The organism is Stenotrophomonas testudinis, from assembly GCF_024499815.1.
Lineage (GTDB): Bacteria > Pseudomonadota > Gammaproteobacteria > Xanthomonadales > Xanthomonadaceae > Stenotrophomonas.
Map to the genome: position 1 here is coordinate 54,125 of NZ_JAMOKY010000018.1, position 17,219 is coordinate 71,343.

General features: G+C 67.1%; 13 protein-coding genes. 5 read left to right on the plus strand and 8 right to left on the minus strand.

What is annotated here, in order from left to right:
• The first annotated feature begins 61 nt into the window (after positions 1 to 61).
• A complete protein-coding gene (locus tag NQ204_RS11830; RefSeq protein WP_256643947.1) occupies positions 62 to 673 on the plus strand; it encodes a glutathione S-transferase N-terminal domain-containing protein in 612 nt (203 codons plus the stop codon).
• Between the two features lie 117 nt (positions 674 to 790).
• Here NQ204_RS11830 and NQ204_RS11835 read toward each other — a convergent pair whose 3' ends face one another.
• The 6 genes from NQ204_RS11835 to NQ204_RS11860 form a co-directional block, all read right to left on the minus strand.
• Positions 791 to 1,846 (minus strand): suppressor of fused domain protein, encoded by a 1,056-nt coding sequence (locus NQ204_RS11835; RefSeq protein WP_116863797.1) that lies wholly within the window; start codon positions 1,844 to 1,846, stop codon positions 791 to 793.
• Between the two features lie 51 nt (positions 1,847 to 1,897).
• Entirely contained in the window at positions 1,898 to 2,401 is a 504-nt protein-coding gene (locus NQ204_RS11840; RefSeq protein WP_116863796.1) for a hypothetical protein, read from the minus strand.
• 230 nt (positions 2,402 to 2,631) lie between these two features.
• The gene (gene prpE, locus NQ204_RS11845; RefSeq protein ID WP_116863795.1) at positions 2,632 to 4,512 is read right to left on the minus strand and encodes a propionate--CoA ligase; all 1,881 of its coding nucleotides are present in this window, start codon (positions 4,510 to 4,512) and stop codon (positions 2,632 to 2,634) included.
• A 606-nt stretch (positions 4,513 to 5,118) separates the two neighbouring features.
• Positions 5,119 to 5,733, minus strand: a complete 615-nt coding sequence (locus NQ204_RS11850) for an RluA family pseudouridine synthase (RefSeq protein ID WP_116865024.1) — start codon at positions 5,731 to 5,733, stop codon at positions 5,119 to 5,121.
• Between the two features lie 94 nt (positions 5,734 to 5,827).
• Positions 5,828 to 6,814: a malate dehydrogenase gene (locus NQ204_RS11855; RefSeq protein ID WP_108748672.1), complete on the minus strand. Its 987-nt coding sequence runs from the start codon at positions 6,812 to 6,814 to the stop codon at positions 5,828 to 5,830.
• A 117-nt stretch (positions 6,815 to 6,931) separates the two neighbouring features.
• Entirely contained in the window at positions 6,932 to 7,423 is a 492-nt protein-coding gene (locus tag NQ204_RS11860; RefSeq protein WP_079220769.1) for a peptidylprolyl isomerase, read from the minus strand.
• A 249-nt stretch (positions 7,424 to 7,672) separates the two neighbouring features.
• Here NQ204_RS11860 and typA point away from each other — a divergent pair, with 249 nt between their 5' ends.
• From typA to NQ204_RS11875, 3 genes are read left to right on the plus strand one after another with little or no spacing between them, the layout of a single operon-like run.
• Positions 7,673 to 9,520 carry a translational GTPase TypA gene (gene typA / locus NQ204_RS11865; RefSeq protein WP_049456418.1) on the plus strand — a complete coding sequence of 616 codons (1,848 nt, stop codon included), beginning with the start codon at positions 7,673 to 7,675 and terminating at the stop codon, positions 9,518 to 9,520.
• Between the two features lie 9 nt (positions 9,521 to 9,529).
• Positions 9,530 to 9,997: a DUF2127 domain-containing protein gene (locus tag NQ204_RS11870; protein WP_256643948.1), complete on the plus strand. Its 468-nt coding sequence runs from the start codon at positions 9,530 to 9,532 to the stop codon at positions 9,995 to 9,997.
• 41 nt (positions 9,998 to 10,038) lie between these two features.
• On the plus strand, positions 10,039 to 11,661 hold the full coding sequence (locus NQ204_RS11875; RefSeq protein ID WP_256643949.1) for an amidase: 1,623 nt from the start codon (positions 10,039 to 10,041) through the stop codon (positions 11,659 to 11,661).
• 71 nt (positions 11,662 to 11,732) lie between these two features.
• Here the strand turns inward: NQ204_RS11875 and NQ204_RS11880 are convergent, their stop codons facing one another.
• Positions 11,733 to 12,860: a mechanosensitive ion channel family protein gene (locus NQ204_RS11880; RefSeq protein WP_246161190.1), complete on the minus strand. Its 1,128-nt coding sequence runs from the start codon at positions 12,858 to 12,860 to the stop codon at positions 11,733 to 11,735.
• A 531-nt stretch (positions 12,861 to 13,391) separates the two neighbouring features.
• Complete coding sequence (locus NQ204_RS11885) at positions 13,392 to 14,783, minus strand: class II 3-deoxy-7-phosphoheptulonate synthase (RefSeq protein ID WP_079220766.1); 1,392 nt, start codon at positions 14,781 to 14,783, stop codon at positions 13,392 to 13,394.
• Positions 14,784 to 15,003: 220 nt separating this feature from the next.
• Here NQ204_RS11885 and NQ204_RS11890 point away from each other — a divergent pair, with 220 nt between their 5' ends.
• A complete protein-coding gene (locus tag NQ204_RS11890) occupies positions 15,004 to 17,136 on the plus strand; it encodes a TonB-dependent receptor (RefSeq protein WP_256643950.1) in 2,133 nt (710 codons plus the stop codon).
• Positions 17,137 to 17,219: the final 83 nt, after the last annotated feature.

Sequence of the window (17,219 nt, forward strand, 5' to 3'; positions counted from 1 at the left end):
CGTTGCCGCGCGCCGGCAGGCTCTGGGATAGTGGGCGTTTCCCGCCCCGCCTGGAGTTCCCATGAAGCTGTACAGCAAGCCCGGTGCCTGTTCCACCGCCGACCACATCGCACTGCAGTGGACCGGCCAGCCCTATGACGTGGAACTGCTGGACAAGGACACCCTGAAGGGTCCGGAATTCCTCAAGATCAACCCGGCCGGTGCGGTGCCCGCCCTGGTCGATGGTGATTTCATCCTGCTGCAGAACGCAGCGATCATGGGCTACATCGCCGACAGCTTCCCGCAGGCCGGCCTGGCCGGTGATGGCAGCGCGCAGCAGCGCGCCGAAGCCACCCGCTGGCTGTCCTTCGTCAATTCGGACGTGCACCCGGCGTTCTCGCCGCTGTTCGGGCCGGCCAAGTTCATCGCCGATGAAGGCCAGTTCGACGCCATCCGCGCCGCCGCGCGCAAGCGCCTGCGTGGCCTGTTCGAGACCGCCGACAAGCAGCTGGCCGACAAGCCGTGGCTGGCCGGTTTCCGCAGCTTCGCCGACCCCTACTTCTACATCACCCTGCGCTGGGCCGCAGCCGCCAAGGTCGACCTGGCCGGCCTGGACAACGTAGCCGCGTTCAAGACCCGCATGGAAGCCGACGCTGGCGTGCAGGCCGTGCTGAAGGCCGAAGGCCTGGCCTGAGGCCTGGGACGGGGTCGGAGCCGTTCGCATGGCGAACGGATCTGATCCCCTCTGGCGCGGGGTCGGATCCGTCTGCGCAGCAGGCGGCTCTGACCCCACCCCGCGCGTTCGTCGCGCTCAGCCGATCTCGCGGATGACCTCGCCCTTGCCGTCGCGCAGCTGGGTCGGCACCACTTCAATGCGCAGCGCCTCCGCCACCGGGTACAGCCCGCGTTCGGCCGGCGCCGCCGCCATCGCCTGCAGCCCGGCCTCGTCCAGGGCCCAGAGCGCGCTGTCGCTTCCAACATCGTTGGCAGAGTCGCCAGCGGCAGGCACGAACGTCCACTGACGCTCACGACTGACCAGCTCCAGCGGCTTGCCGTGGCGCAGGCGCAGGCCCAGCAGCTCGCTCACGCTCGACACCTGGCCGGCGCCCAGCACCAGCGTGGTCACCCCCGCCTCGTGGCGCCACTGCAGCGTTTCAATGAACAGCATGCCGGTGCTGGACCCTTCGCGTTCACTGCCCTCGCGCACCCGTGCCGCCAGCGCGGGATCGTCGAGCAGGTTGCCGCGGTGCAGGTCGGTGATCCACAGCGGCATCGCCGGCTGCAGAGCCTGCAGCACATCACGGGTCGACCAGCGCTTGACTGCCTCCATCTCCTCGTCGGTCAGGCCGACCAGCTGCAGGAACTGCAGGTGGCCGTTGGCGGTGTCACGCGCCGGCAGCTGCGGGTCGGCAATGAAGGCCAGATGGCACAGGCGGGTGCCGGTCTCCAGCGCGATCGGTCCGTTGGCATTGAGATGGTGGCCATCCTCGAACACGTTGCCGCTGCCGAACACATAGCGCGCCAGGTTCTGCAGCAGGTTCAGCGGCCACACCGGCGGCGTACTGGTGGCGTCCTCGCCGGGCGCTGCCGCCAGGCGGAACGTCAGCTCGAAGCCATAACCGCTGGCGTCGGCATCGCTGCTTTCCTTCGCATACAGTTCGGAAAAGCCGTAGGTGACGTAGTGCCAGTGCGGCACCGGTGCGTCGGCCCAGTACACGCTGATGCCGTCCAGCGGGTCCTGGCCGCCCAGCGTGTAGGGCAACGCGGTGCCGTAATGGCGCGGCTCCTGGCCGGCATACAGCGGTGCCAGCGCGGCGTTGATGGCGTCCCAACCGGGCGTGTCGGTGGTGTGGTGTTCGTCCTGCACGCAGGTCTCCTCGAGGGGCAGTGGAATCCATCGCCCACTTTACCCGCCACCTCAGGCCTGCACGACCTCGCCGGTGGCCGACGACAGCAGCGCTTGGGTTTCCTGCCACCAGCGCTGGGCCAGCGCCGGACTGCGCGCTTTCGCCACGGCCTCCTGAAGTTCCGGGCACAGCCGCTCCAGCGACAACGCATCCTTGCAGCGCTCGATCTTCAGTTGCATGAAATAGCCCTTCAGGCCCAGATGGCGACGAACCGCGTCGCTCATCGCGTCGTACAGCTGCTGGTACAGCGCCGGATCCTGCTCGCGGCCGCTGCTGAGGCCGCGCGCGGCCACCGGCTCCACCGAACCACCGATCACTTCGATCAGCTCCAGCGCCGCCAGTTGCTGCAATGCATCCTGCGGTGCGCGCAGGCCTTCCAGCAGGCCGCGCAGTTCGTTGTCATCGCGCCGGCCATCGACCATCAACAGGATCGAACGCAGTCCCGCCGGCAGGCGACGGCCACGGTCTTCGATTTCCTGGCGGCCAGCGGCCGTCTTGGCGTGCAGCAGTGCCATGCATCCCCCCGATCCTTGATGCGCTTCATCTGCGCGCCCGGACGGACGCGCCCCCTTGCCCGCCATCGTCGGAGCCTGCGCAGCTTCCCCGAAGCGCAGCCCCTGTCGCAGATCGATGACAGGCCGAGCTTAGCGCATGTCTGACGGATGGGTAGCGCCAGGCCATGCCTGGCGGCTTTTCTCCACCAGGCAAACGCAGCCGAGCGCGGGCTCGGCTCTACAGAATCGGCTTACCGCCCCAGCGCGCGGAGGATCTCTTCCAGCGCCCCGGGGTCATCCAGGGTCGACAGGTCGCCCGGGTCGCGCTGTTCGGCCAGCGCCTGCAGCGAACGCCGCAGCAGCTTGCCCGACCGGGTCTTGGGCAGCGCATTGACCACGTGCACATGCGCCGGCCGGGCCACCGCGCCGAGCGAGGCGGTTACCGCCGCCATCATCTCGGCCACCACCGGTGCCGGATCCTCGCCGTTGAGTCCCTGCTTGAGGGTGACGAACACCAGCGGCACCTGCCCCTTCAGTTCGTCCTTGACCCCGATCACCGCCGCCTCGGCCACGCGCGGGTGGCCGGAAATGGCTTCCTCGATCTCGCGCGTGCCCAGGCGATGGCCGGCGACGTTGATCACATCGTCGGTGCGGCCAAGGATGAAGGTGTAGCCGTCGTCATCGCGAATGGCCCAGTCCAGCGAGCTGTACAGCAGCTCCTTGAAGTGGCTGAAGTAGCTCTGCATGAAGCGCGCATCGTCGTTCCACACCGTACTCATGCAGCCCGGCGGCAGCGGCGGCGTGACCACCAGCACGCCCTTCTGCCCGGCGGCGACTTCCTCACCGGTGTTCTCGTCGATCACCTTCATGCGATAGCCGAGATTGGGGAAACCCGGCGAGCCGAAGCGCACCGGCTTCATGTCCAGCCCCGGCAGCAGGGTCAGCGCCGGCCAGCCGGTTTCGGTCTGCCAGTAGTTGTCGATGATCGGCTTGCCCAGCGCCTCGCTGATCCAGTGCGCTGTGGGTTCATCCAGCGGCTCGCCGGCCAGGAACAGGTACTTCAGCGCATCCAGGTCGTGGCGGTGGATGAAGTCGGCATCGTGCTTCTTCAGCACGCGGATGGCGGTGGGCGAGGAGAACATCGTGCGCACGTTGTACTGCTCGCACAGCGCCCACCAGATGCCCGGGTCCGGGTTGGTCGGCAGGCCTTCGTACAGCAGCGAGGTGCAGCCGCCGATCAACGGCCCGTACACGTTGTAGGAATGGCCGACGGCCCAGCCCACGTCCGATGTGGAGAACATCACCTGGCCGGGCTTGCAGTCGAACACGGTCTGCATCGACTGCGCCATCGCTACCGCGTAGCCGCCGACATCGCGCTGCACGCCCTTGGGCTTGCCGGTGGTGCCGGAGGTATAGAGCAGGTAGCTGGGTTCGCTGGATTCGAGCCATTTCACCGGCACGTCCACTTCGCCCACCTGCGCACGCAGTGCAGCGTAGTCGACATCGCGTCCCTGCATGCGCGGCTCGGCCGGATCCAGGCCGCGCGAGACGATCAGCACGTGCGGCGGCGGGTTGGCCGCTTCGGCACAGGCCGCGTCGACCATGGCCTTGTACGGAATGACCTTGCCACCGCGCATGCCGGCATCGGCAGCGATCAGCAGCTTCGGCTTGGCATCGTCGATGCGCAGCGCCAGGTTGTGCGCGGCGAAGCCACCGAACACCACCGAGTGCACGGCGCCGATGCGCGCGCAGGCCAGCATGGCGAACACGGCTTCGGCCATGTTGGGCATGTAGATGACCACGCGATCGCCGTGGCCGACACCGAGGCGCTGCAGCACCGCGGCGAAGTCATTCACTTCGCGGTACAGCTGGCGATAGGTGATTTCGCGGGTGACGTTGGTTTCGGTGGAGACCGCGACCAGCGCGAGCTGGTCGGCGCGATCGACGAGGTGGCGGTCGACGGCGTTGTAGCAGAGGTTGGTTTCACCGCTGACATACCAGCGGCGGAACGGCGGGTTGCTGTAATCCAGCACCTGCTTCGGCGGCACATGCCAGTAGATGCGCTTGGCTTCCTCGCCCCAGAACGCCTCCGGCTCGTCGATCGAGCGGCGGTAGGTTTCCTCGTAGTTCATGACGCAGCCCTCCCAGACAAAGTCATGCAATCGAGGATAGTCCGGTGCTGGCATGCGGGCCGCCCTACCTTGGTAGGGGGTGGGGTGTGTTCTGCAGGGCTGTCGTCCTGCACCCCCCGAAGCCGAAGCAACAGCAGAGGCAGGCTTCCTGGGGTTGGCGGGGTGGGTCCGGTTGAGGGGGAAGCCCTGAACCCATCCATGGGGGCTTGGTCGCGGCATCCATGCCGCTCACACCCCCTCAACCGGACCCACCCCGCCTTCGACAGTTTCCCGCGAGCTGATTGAACGGCAAGGGGTCGGATCCCGTTGCTGCGCAACGGGCTCTGACACCAGATGACCATCGATATCCGATGGAAGAATCGTGTCGACCAAGGTCGACACCTACCAACAGCCGCACAGTCGCCGTTACCAACAGCCGCGTGAATCTGTCGAAGGTGGGGCGGTGTCGGATTGCGGGGTGTCCGCGGCATGAATGCCGCGGCCAAGCCTACAGGGATGTACTTGCGGCGTCCCCGCCATCCGACACCGCCCCGCCAACCCACGGATAGCCCGCCCTTGACGTTGACGTTGCTTCGGCAGGTGCAGGGCGCAGCCCTGCCGAACCACCTAGAACGGAGCAGGGGACTCGAACGCCAGCAACGCACCCGTCAGCGGATGCGTGAACCCCAGCGCGCATGCATGCAGATGCACCCGCTGCGCCGGCGCGGCGTCATACAACACATCTCCCACGATGGGATGGCAAAGACTGGCCATGTGCAGCCGTAGCTGATGGCTGCGCCCCGTCACCGGTTCCAGCGCCACGCGCGTGCGCTGTGCCTGCGCATCCCGCGCCAGCACCTGCCAGCGCGTCAGCGCCGGCTTGCCACGTTCGTGGTCCACCATCTGCTTCGGCCGGTTCGGCCAGTCCACGATCAACGGCAGGTCCACTTCACCGGCGTCGGCCTCAAGCAGCCCCTGCACCATCGCCTCGTAGCGCTTGCTCACCTGGCGCTGCTCGAACTGCATCGACAGCGCCGCCTGCATCGCCTTGCCGCGTGCATGCAGCAGCAGGCCTGAGGTCACCTGGTCCAGGCGGTGCACGGTCAGCGCGTCCGGGTACAGCGCCTGCAGCCGCGTCACGACGCAGTCCTGGTTCTCCTCGCTACGGCCTGGCACGGACAGCAGGCCGGCCGGTTTCTCGGCCACCAGCAGTGCGTCATCGATGTAATGCAGGTGGATCATCAGGTTCCCTGGTCCTCAAACAGAAACGGGGAAGCCGAAGCCTCCCCGTTGCTGCGTACCGACCAACGGTCGGTACCTACCGGTCAACGCGGTATCAGCCCAGCAGGTGGGCGACGCCGGAGCGCTCTTCTTCCAGCTCGGCCAGGGTCTTGTCGATGTACTTCTGGCTGAAGTCGTCGATCGGCAGATCCTTGACCAGGGTGTACTTGCCGTTCTCGGTGGTCACGGCGAAGCCGAAGATCACGCCTTCCGGAATGCCGTAGGAACCGTCGGACGGCACGCCCATGGTGACCCACTTGCCGTTGCTGCCCAGCACCCAGTCACGCACGTGGTCGATGGCAGCATTGGCGGCCGAAGCAGCCGAGGACGAACCGCGGGCTTCGATGATCGCCGCGCCGCGCTTGCCGACGGTCGGGATGAAGGTGTTGGCGTTCCATTCCTGGTCGTTGATCGCATCGGCGATGGAAGCACCGTCGGCGGTGGCGAAACGGTAGTCCGGGTACATGGTCGGGCTGTGGTTGCCCCACACGACCAGCTTCTCCATGCCACCGACCGGCTTGCCGAGCTTGTTCGACAGCTGGCTCAGCGCGCGGTTGTGGTCCAGGCGCAGCATGGCGGTGAAGTTTTCCGGCTTCAGGTCCGGGGCCGACTTCATGGCGATGTAGGCATTGGTGTTGGCCGGGTTGCCGACCACCAGCACCTTCACGTCACGGCTGGCGACCTTGTTCAGCGCCGCGCCCTGCGCGGTGAAGATCTTGGCGTTTTCCAGCAGCAGGTCCTTGCGCTCCATGCCCGGGCCGCGCGGACGCGCGCCGACCAGCAGGGCGATGTCGGCGTCCTTGAAGGCCACTTCGGCGTCGTCGGTGCCGACCATGCCGGCCAGCAGCGGGAAGGCGCAGTCTTCCAGCTCCATCATCACGCCCTTCAGGGCGGCCTGGGCCTTGTCGACCGGCAGTTCCAGCAGCTGCAGGATGACCGGCTGGTCCTTGCCCAGCATTTCGCCGGAGGCGATGCGGAACAGCAGGGCGTAACCGATCTGGCCGGCAGCGCCGGTCACGGCAACACGAACGGGTGCTTTCATGGGGGTTTCCTCTTGCTTGCAAGCGTTGGATGGAACGCCGCGGGCGTGGCACGCAGGCCTGGCGGGCGGCGGGGAACAGGGAAACGGCCACCGAGGGGTGGCCGTTTCGAAGGGGGATCAGGCGGCGAGGATCTTGTTCCACTCGGCGACGCGGTCGGCCTGTGCGGCCAGCGCGGCGTCGACGTCGCCTTCCAGGGTGATCGAATGGATCACGTCGCCCTGCTTGACCGAATCGACGATGGCCTGGCCTTCCAGGACCTTGCCGAAGACGGTGTGGCGGCCGTCCAGCCAGTCGGTCTTGATGTGGGTGATGAAGAACTGGCTGCCGTTGGTGTTCGGACCGGCGTTGGCCATCGACAGCGAGCCGACCTCATGCTTCACGCCGTTCTTCTCGTCCTCGAACTTGTAGCCCGGGCCACCGGTGCCACGACCCTGCGGGCAGCCGCCCTGGATCATGAAGTCGGCGATGACGCGATGGAAGATCAGGCCGTCATAGAAGCCCTGCTTGACCAGGTTGACGAAGTTGGCAACCGTCAGCGGCGCCTTGTCGGCGAACAGCTCGACCTTGATCGGGCCCTGGGTGGTGTCGAAAGTGGCGATGAGGGACATGGAGATCCTTGCTGCAGATGGGAATGCGTCTAGCCACCTAGTTTACACCCGGCTCGTGGCAGCGGCGCCTTCGACCATGGCCCAACGGGGGCGGCCCGACCGGCCGGGGGGCACCGTTCAGGCAGCCCCGACAGGCGCCTGAATGGGCATCCGGCCGGGCCTGAAATGAAGGTTTTCGCCAATCGTCAACTTCGACGTATAATGTTGGACTTCTTTTTCCAAATCCGGCGCCGACTGGCCCCCTTTCGTATGTCCATCGAAAACCTTCGCAACATCGCCATCGTCGCTCACGTCGACCATGGCAAGACCACCCTGGTCGACCAGCTGCTGAAGCAGTCCGGCACCCTGTCCGAGCGTACCGTCCTCGCCGAGCGCGTGATGGACAGCAACGACCAGGAAAAGGAACGCGGCATCACCATCCTGGCCAAGAACACCGCCATCACCTGGGAAGACAAGAAGACCGGCATCAAGAACCGGATCAACATCGTCGACACCCCGGGGCATGCCGACTTCGGCGGCGAGGTCGAGCGCGTGCTGTCGATGGTCGACACCGTGCTGATCCTGGTCGACGCCATGGACGGTCCGATGCCGCAGACCCGCTTCGTCACCCAGAAGGCCTTCGCGATGGGCTTCAAGCCGATCGTCGTGGTCAACAAGGTTGACCGTCCGGGCTCGCGTCCGGAGTGGGTGATCGACCAGGTCTTCGACCTGTTCGACAAGCTCGGCGCCACCAACGAGCAGCTCGACTTCCCGATCGTCTACGCCTCGGCCCTGAACGGCTACGCCGGCCTGGAAGACACCGTGCGCGACGGCGACATGACCCCGCTGTACGAAGCGATCATGCAGCACGCGCCGAAGCCGGAAGTCGATCCGGAGGGCGCCTTCCAGATGCGCATCAGCCAGCTGGACTACAACAACTTCGTGGGCGTCATCGGCATCGGCCGCATCCAGCGCGGCACCCTGAAGAAGAACATGCAGGTCGCGGTCATCGACCGTGAAGGCAAGAAGCGCAACGGCAAGGTCGCGCAGGTGCTGGGCTTCCTGGGCCTGGAGCGCATCGAGCAGGACACCGCCGAAGCCGGTGACATCGTCGCCATCTCCGGTATTCCGGAGCTGACCATCTCCGACACCCTGTGCCACCCGGATACCCCGGAAGCGCTGCCGGCACTGACCGTCGACGAGCCGACCATCTCGATGACCTTCCAGGTCAACAACTCGCCGTTCGCCGGCAACAAGGATCTGTCCGGTGGCAAGTTCCTGACCAGCCGCCAGATCAAGGACCGCCTGGACCGTGAAAAGGTCCACAACGTGGCCCTGAAGGTCGAGCAGCTGGAAGACGCTGACAAGTTCCTGGTCTCCGGCCGTGGCGAACTGCACCTGTCGGTGCTGATCGAGAACATGCGTCGCGAAGGCTACGAGCTGGCCGTGTCGCGCCCGGAAGTCATCATCAAGGAAATCGACGGCCAGATGATGGAGCCGATCGAACAGCTGGTGGTGGACATCGAAGAAATCCACCAGGGCGGCGTGATGGAAAAGCTGGGCACCCGCAAGGGCCAGCTGAAGAACATGGAGCCGGACGGCAAGGGCCGCGTGCGCCTGGAATACTCGATCCCGGCCCGTGGCCTGATCGGTTTCCAGAACGAGTTCAAGACCCTGACCCAGGGTTCGGGCCTGCTGTTCCACGTGTTCGACCACTACGGTCCGAAGGAACAGGGCGCCATTGCCAAGCGCATCAACGGCGTGATGATCGCCAATGCGCCGGGCACCACGCCGGCCTACTCGCTTGGCCCGCTGCAGGAACGCGGCAAGCTGTTCGCCGCTGAAGGCGACAACGTGTATGAAGGCCAGCTGGTCGGTATCCACTCCAAAGACAACGACCTGACCGTCAACGCGATCAAGACCAAGCCGCTGACCAACATGCGCGCTTCGGGCAAGGACGATGCGATCCAGCTGACCCCGGCGATCAAGTACTCGCTGGAACAGGCCCTGGACTTCATCGAGGACGACGAGCTGGTCGAGATCACCCCGAAGGAGATCCGTCTGCGCAAGAAGTTCCTGACCGAAAGCGACCGCAAGAAGGCTTCGCGCGGCGGCTGAGCCTGACCCGTGAGCCAGAACGGCTACAACCCGGATCCGCACCGGCATCCGGGTCTCCACGTCATCGCCCTGCTCGAAGCGAGCAAGGCGATGCTGGCGCTGTTGGCTGCGACCGGGCTGGAAATGCTCGGTCCGCAGCCGCTTCGCGATGGGGTCAATGCCCTGATCCGGCGTTTCAGCCTCGACCCGGATCACGGCACCCTGCCCTCGCTGTTGAACATGATCAGTCCCGACGCGGTGCACCTGGCCGCGGCGGCGATGATCGGCTACGGCCTGCTGCACCTGGTCGAAGCCTGGGGCCTGTGGAAGACCAAGGCCTGGGCCTCCTGGCTCGGCTGCCTGACCGCCTCCATCTACCTGCCATTCGATATCTACGCGGTGCTGCGCCACCCCGGCTGGGCGTCCTGGAGCGTGCTGGCGATCAACCTGATCGTCGTCTACGTGCTCGCCCGCGACCTGCGCAAGCGCCGCCACTGAGCAGCCGCTACACTGACGATTGGAGCCGACCCAGCCGTCCGATGCGCCCGTTCCTGTCTTCCCTGCTGACCTGCCTGACCGCGGCCCTGCCCGCCCTGTTTGCCGTGGGCTGCGGTCCGGCGACACCGGCCGTGCACGCCGCCGCGCCCAGCAGCAGCAACGTGCCCTTCCCCTACGCCGAAACCGACGTGGCCGATCTGCAGGCGCGGATGGTCAGCGGTGAGCTGGACAGCGCCACCCTCACCGCCGCCTACCTCAAGCGCATCGCCGCCCTGGACCGCACCGGACCCCGCCTGCGCGCGGTGCTGGAACTCAACCCCGATGCCCTGAAGGAAGCGGCCGAACGTGACCGCGAGCGCCGTGCAGGCCGCCTGCGTGGCCCGCTGCACGGCATCCCGGTGCTGCTGAAGGACAACATCAACGCCGCCCCCATGGCCACCACGGCCGGCTCGCTGGCGCTGCAGGGCTTCAAGCCCGGCGATGCCTATCTGGTGCGGCGCCTGCGCGAGGCCGGCGCGGTGGTGCTGGGCAAGACCAACCTCAGCGAATGGGCCAACTTCCGCGGCAATGATTCGATCTCCGGCTGGAGCGCGCGCGGCGGCCAGACCCGCAACCCCTACCGCCTGAGCCATTCGCCGTGCGGCTCCAGCAGCGGCAGCGCGGTGGCCGTGGCCGCCAACCTGGCCAGCGTGGCGATCGGCACCGAGACCGACGGCAGCATCGTGTGCCCGGCGGCGATCAACGGCGTGGTCGGGCTCAAGCCCACCGTCGGCCTGGTCAGCCGCGAGGGCATCATCCCGATCTCCTTCAGCCAGGACACCGCCGGGCCGATGACCCGCAGCGTGGCCGATGCGGCCGCGGTGCTGACCGCCATCGCCGGCCGCGATGCTGCCGACCCGGCCACCGCGACCATGCCCGGGCGCGCGGTCTACGACTACACCGCGCGGCTGGATCCGCAGGGCCTGCGCGGCAAACGCCTGGGCCTGCTGCAGACACCGCTGCTGAAGTACCGCGGCATGTCGCCGCTGATGGACCAGGCCGTGGCCGAGCTGCGTCGCGCCGGCGCGGTGGTGGTACCGGTGGCGATGCCGAACCAGGGCGCCTGGGAAGAGGCCGAGCGCACCGTGCTGCTGTACGAGTTCAAGGCGGGGCTGGAGCGCTACCTGGTCACCTACAAGGCGCCGCTGCGCAGCCTGGCCGCGCTGATCGCCTTCAACCAGGCCCATGCGAAGCAGGAACTGGGGCTGTTCGGCCAGCAACTGCTGCAGGAGGCCGACGCCACCCCCGGCCTGGCCGACCCCGTCTACATCCGTGCGCGCAGCGATGCGCGCCGCCTGGCAGGCCCTGAGGGCATTGATGCGGTGCTGGCCGCGCACCAGCTCGATGGCCTGGTCGCCCCGACCACCGGCATTGCCTGGCCGTTGCGCAGCAGCGGCGATGATTTTCCCGGCGAGAGCTACAGCGCCGCGGCGGTGGCCGGCTACCCCAGCCTGAGCGTACCGATGGGCCAGATCGACGGCCTGCCCGCCGGCCTCCTGTTCATGGGCACCGCCTGGAGCGAGCCGAAGCTGATCGAGATGGCGTACGCCTACGAACAGCGCACCCGCGCGCGACAGCCGCCGCGGTTCGCCACCGACGCACTGATCGACGCTGGCGATCCGTAACTTCCCGGTAGCGCCGGGCCATGCCAGGCGGATCGGACGATGCCGCTGCGCTCGCCGGGCATGGCCCGGCGCTACCGTTCGGGCTCTGGCTCCCCCGGCACGATCGCCGCCTCCCCATCCTCCGCACCCGGCGAACGCACGTCCGCCGTGCGCGCACGCGGTCCGCGCGGCATGTCCAGCTCGTCCTCGTGCTGCAGGCGCGCGCGCACCTGCGGCAGCGACTGCGGATGTTCGCGGGCAAGGAAATCCAGCATCCGTTCGCGCACCAGGCAGCGCAGGTCGAACGCATCGCCGGAACTGCGCGCACTGACCAGCAGGCGCACCTGGATCGCGCGTTCGCTGGTGTCGGTCACCTGGGTCACGCACACGCGGCCGTCCCACAGCGGCTCGCCCCGGCAGATGCGCTCCAGCTCGGCACGGATGGCCGCAATGGGCGCGCGGTAATCCAGCCAGAAGAACGCGGTACCCAGCAGGTCGGCGCTGCGCCGCGTCCAGTTCTGGAAGGGGTTTTCGATGAACCAGGTCAACGGCACCACCATCCGCCGCTCATCCCAGATGCGCACCACCACGTAGCTGCTGCCGATCTCCTCGATGCGCCCCCACTCGCCTTCAACGATCACCACGTCATCCAGGCGGATCGGCTGGGTCACGGCGATCTGCAGGCCTGCAATGAGGTTGCCGAACACCGGCTTGGCCGCGATACCAGCGACCAGACCGATCAGGCCCGCCGACGCCAGCAGCGCCGAACCGATCTTGGCCACCATGTCGAACTGAAGCAGCACCAGCGAGGCGCCGAGCACGATGATGCCGCCCATGATCACCCGGCTGAGCACTCGGGTCTGGGTCTGGATGCGGCGCGCTTCCAGGTTGTCGGCCACGTCGATGGGATTGCTGCGCAGGATCGCGCGCTCGATGGCGCCGACACCGCGCACCAGCAACCAGATGAAGCAGGCCACCAGGCTGATGTGCAGGATGCGCTGCAGATTGCCCAGCAGCGGGTCCTGCAACGGCGTCGCCTGCAATGCGGGAATCAGCAGCAGCAGCGGCAACGCCGTGGCCAGCGGCAGGCCAAGCACGCGGCCGATGCGCGCACGACGCCGATCGCGCCCTTTCAATCGGTGATAGACCCACAGGATCACCCATGCACCGATGCCGCCGATCACCAGCGCCAGCCCCAACGGCCATGCATAGGCCTGCATGTGCTCCCAATGCACCCTTGCCACCTCCACTCGAACATGCGGATGGACAGGGTGGCGCAAGGGGCATGAGTGTGTTGTATGCAGGGTTGGGTACGCGACATCGCATGCGCGCTGCGGCTCCAACGCTTCGCTGCGCGAAACGCGGGCCCCACTTAGCACCACCCACACCCCCGCTGCTGCGCGGCCGCCCCCCTGACTCAGGGGGCTCTTCCCCAGACGCGATCCGACGACCGTCTCAATATGAAATTCGATATCTGACAGAGAGATCGTGTCGACCAACGGTCGACACCCACCAACAGCCGTGCGAAACAACCGTCGCTGTTATCAACAGCCGCGTGAACCTGTCGAAGGCGGGGCGGTGTCGGATTGCGGGGTGTCCGCGGCATGGATGCCGCGGCCAAGCCTACAGGGACGTACTTGCGGCGTCCCTGTAATCCGACACCGCCCCGCCAACCCACGGACACCCAGCGTTTGATGTTGACGTTGCCGTTGACTGCAGCAGGTGCAGGGCTGCAAGCCCTGCAGAAAAACCTACCTCGCCTGCTCCTGCTTGCGCACGATCGCCATCGCAATCTCCAGCGACTGCTCGTAGTTCAACCGCGGATCCACCGTCGACCGGTACGCACGCTCCAGGTCACGCTCGGTCAACTCACGTGCACCGCCGGTGCATTCAGTCACGTCCTCGCCGGTCAGCTCCAGGTGCACGCCACCCAAGCGCGTGCCCGCCGCCGCATGCAGGTCGAAGGACATCTCCACCTCGCCGCGCACGTTGTCGAAGCGACGCGTCTTGAAGCCGTTCGCCGTGCTCTCGGTGTTGCCGTGCATCGCATCGCACACCCACAGTACGCGGCGGCCATCGCGCTTCACTGCGTCCAGCAGCGGCGGCAGCTTCTCGGCAATCTGCGCCGCACCCATGCGGTGGATGAAACTGAGGCGTCCGGGTTCGTCGTCCGGGTTCAGCACGTCGATCAACCGCAGCAGCTGGTCCGGCTGCACCGACGGCCCCACCTTGATCGCGATCGGATTGCGCACGCCACGCAGGTACTCCACGTGCGCGCCATCCAGCGCGGCGGTGCGCATGCCGATCCACGGGTAATGCGTGCTCAGGTTCAACCAGCCCTGCTGGCGTGGCACCTGCCGGGTCAGCGCCTGCTCGTACGGCAGCAGCAGCGCTTCGTGCGAGGTGTAGAAATCGATGCGGTTGAGGTTGTGCACGCGGGCCCCGGCCAGGGTCTCCATGAAGTGCACGGCGTCGCCGATCGAGGCCACCATCTTCTGGTACTCGGCGGCCAGCGGCGAATGCCGCACCCACTCCAGGTTCCAGTATTCGGGATGGTGCAGGTCGGCGAAGCCGCCGTCGATCAGCGCACGCACGAAGTTCATCGTCATCGCCGAATGCGCGTGGGCCTGCAGCATCCGCTTCGGATCCGGCAGGCGCGCGGCCTCGGTGAACGCCGGCGCATTGATCACGTCGCCGCGGTAGCTGGGCAGGGTCACGCCATCGCGGGTCTCGGTGTCGGCCGAGCGCGGCTTGGCGTACTGGCCGGCAAAACGACCAACACGGATAACCGGCTGGCGCAGGCCGTGCACCAGCACCAGGCTCATCTGCAGCAGCACCTTCAGCCGGTTGGAGATCGTGCCCGATTCGCAGTCGCTGAAATTCTCGGCGCAGTCACCGCCCTGCAGCAGGAAGCGCTTGCCTTCCTGCGCGTCGGCCAGCTGCTGCTTCAGCGCCAGGATCTCCCACGAGGTCACCAGCGGCGGCAGCCGCTTCAGCTCGTGCAGGGCGGCGTCCAGCGCGATGGGATCGGGATAGGTCGGCATCTGCAGGGCGGTCTTGCCACGCCAGCTCTCCGGCGACCAGCCAGCGCCGGCGGCGGTCGCAGCGGGATCGGAGACGGGCGGAACGGCGGACAGGCTCATTGCAGGATTCCGGGGTGGGGGGCAGTCATGGTCGCAGAGCCGGCCGCTGTCGCAAAGGCCCGACCGCCGTCTGCACATCGCTGAACACCGGGGAAAGGGCAACGCGATCTGCCACAAACCGTATGACCACACCCGCCCGGACAGGCGCATGATTCGCTCCGCAGTGTTAAGAAGTAACAATCCCATCCCCTCCGCCGGCCCCTTCCACAGCCCATCCGCCATGAAGCCCTCCCTGCTCGCTACCGGCATCACCTTCGCCCTGGCCCTGGCCAGCCTGCCCTCCCTCGCCCTGGCCGCCGATGCCGCCACTGACGCCGCCCCGGTGAAGGACCTTGACACCGTCACCGTCAGCGCCCAGCTCGACCAGGCGCGCAACGCGCTGTCGCCCGACATCGGCAGCAGCCAGTACCAGATCACCGCCGAGGACATCCAGAAGCAGCCGCTGGGCGCGTCCGCGCCGCTCAGCCAGGTGCTGCTGCAGGCGCCGGGCGTGGTCCAGGATTCCTACGGTGGCGTGCACGTGCGCGGCGACCACGCCAACCTGCAGTACCGCATCAACGGCGTGCTGCTGCCCGAGTCGATCTCCGGTTTCGGCCAGACCCTGGACGCGCGCACGATCAGGAGCATCCGCCTGATGGACGGCGCGCTACCGGCACAGTTCGGCGAGCGCACCGCCGCGGTGGTCGACATCACCACCCGCAGCGGCGCCGAGCTCGGCAATGGCGGCAGCGTCGGCATCACCGCCGGCTCGTTCGGCAAGGTCAACCCGAATGCCTCCTGGTGGGGCTCACAGGGGCGCTGGAGCTGGTTCCTGACCGGCAACTACGACCAGAACGACGTAGGCCTGGAGAACCCGACCAGCTCGCGCAAGCCGGAACATGACGACACCCACCAGGGCAAGGCCTTCGCCGACCTGACCTACCTGGTCAACGACACGACCCGCCTGAGCGTGTTCGCCGGCTTCGCCAACAACCGCTTCCAGATTCCGGTCAACCCGGGCCAGACCCCGCAGTTCGGCTACCTGGACACCACCACCTTCGATTCCAGCCAGTTGGATGAGACGCAGCGCGAAACCACCCGCTTCGGCATGCTGGTGTTGCAGGGCACGCTGGGCGAAACCGCCTACCAGGTCTCGGTCGGGCAGCGCTACAGCGATGTCGGCTTCAATCCCGACGTGGCCGGCGACTTGGTGTTCAGTGGCGTCGCCTCGCAGGTCCAGCGCAGCAACCGCGCCAACACGCTGCAGGCGGATTTCTCCACGCCGCTGGGCGACAACCACACGCTGCGTTATGGCGTGTACGGCAACCAGGAGCGTGCCCGCGCCAGCAACAACAGCTGGGTGTTCCCGGTCGACGACGACGGCGCCCAGACCAGCACCACGCCGTCGCAGATCGCCGACAGCAGCGCGTTCAAGGCCACCACGATGGCGGTCTACGTGCAGGACGAGTGGAAGATCGGCGACGACTGGACGGTCAACTACGGCCTGCGCGGTGACCGCTACAAGGCCTTCGGCCAGACCGAGGGCCAGCTCAGCCCGCGCCTGGGCGTGGTCTGGACGGCCAGCGGCAGCACCACCTTGCACGCCGGCTACTCGCGCTACTTCACCCCGCCGGCCAGCGAGCTGATCGCCACCAGCGACATCAGCCTGTATGACGGCACCACCAACGCGCAGCCGTCCGGTGGCAACAACATTCCGCTGGCCGAGCGCAGCGACTACTACGACATCGGCGTCTCCCAGCAGGTCGGCGAGCACCTCACCCTGGGCCTGGATGCCTATGACCGCCGCGTCTCGCGCCTGCAGGACGAAGGCCAGTTCGGCGCCGCCTACATCTACTCGACGTTCAACTACCGTCGCGGCCACATCCGCGGCCTGGAATTCAGCGCCGACTACAGCCACGGTCCCTTCAGTGCCTACTTCAACGCCGCCCTGAACAAGGCCATCGGTACCGACGTCATCACCAGCCAGTACAACCTGGACCCGGAGGCCCTGGCCTATGTGGCTGACCACTGGATCCATCTGGACCACGACCAGAAGCTGACCTCGTCGGGTGGCTTCAGCTACGCCTTCGCCGGCCACAACCGCATCGGTGCGAACTACGTGTTCGGCAGCGGCCTGCGCTCGGATACCGACACGGTGCCCAACGGTGGCGAACTGCCGTCCTACCTGCAGGTGAACCTGAGTGCCGGCCACGACTTCAATGCCAACAGCGGGCATCCGCTGCACGTGCAGGTGGCGGTGATCAATGCACTGGATCGCAGCTACCAGCTGCGTGATGGCGGCGGCGTCGGCGTGTTCGCGCCACAATGGGGCCCGCGCCGCGGCGCCTACCTGAGCCTGCAGCAGGACTTCTGAGGTAGTGGGGGGGGGGGGGGGGGGGGGGGGCGGGGGGGGGGGGGGGGGGGGGGGGGGGGGGGGGGGGGGGGGGGGGGGGGGGG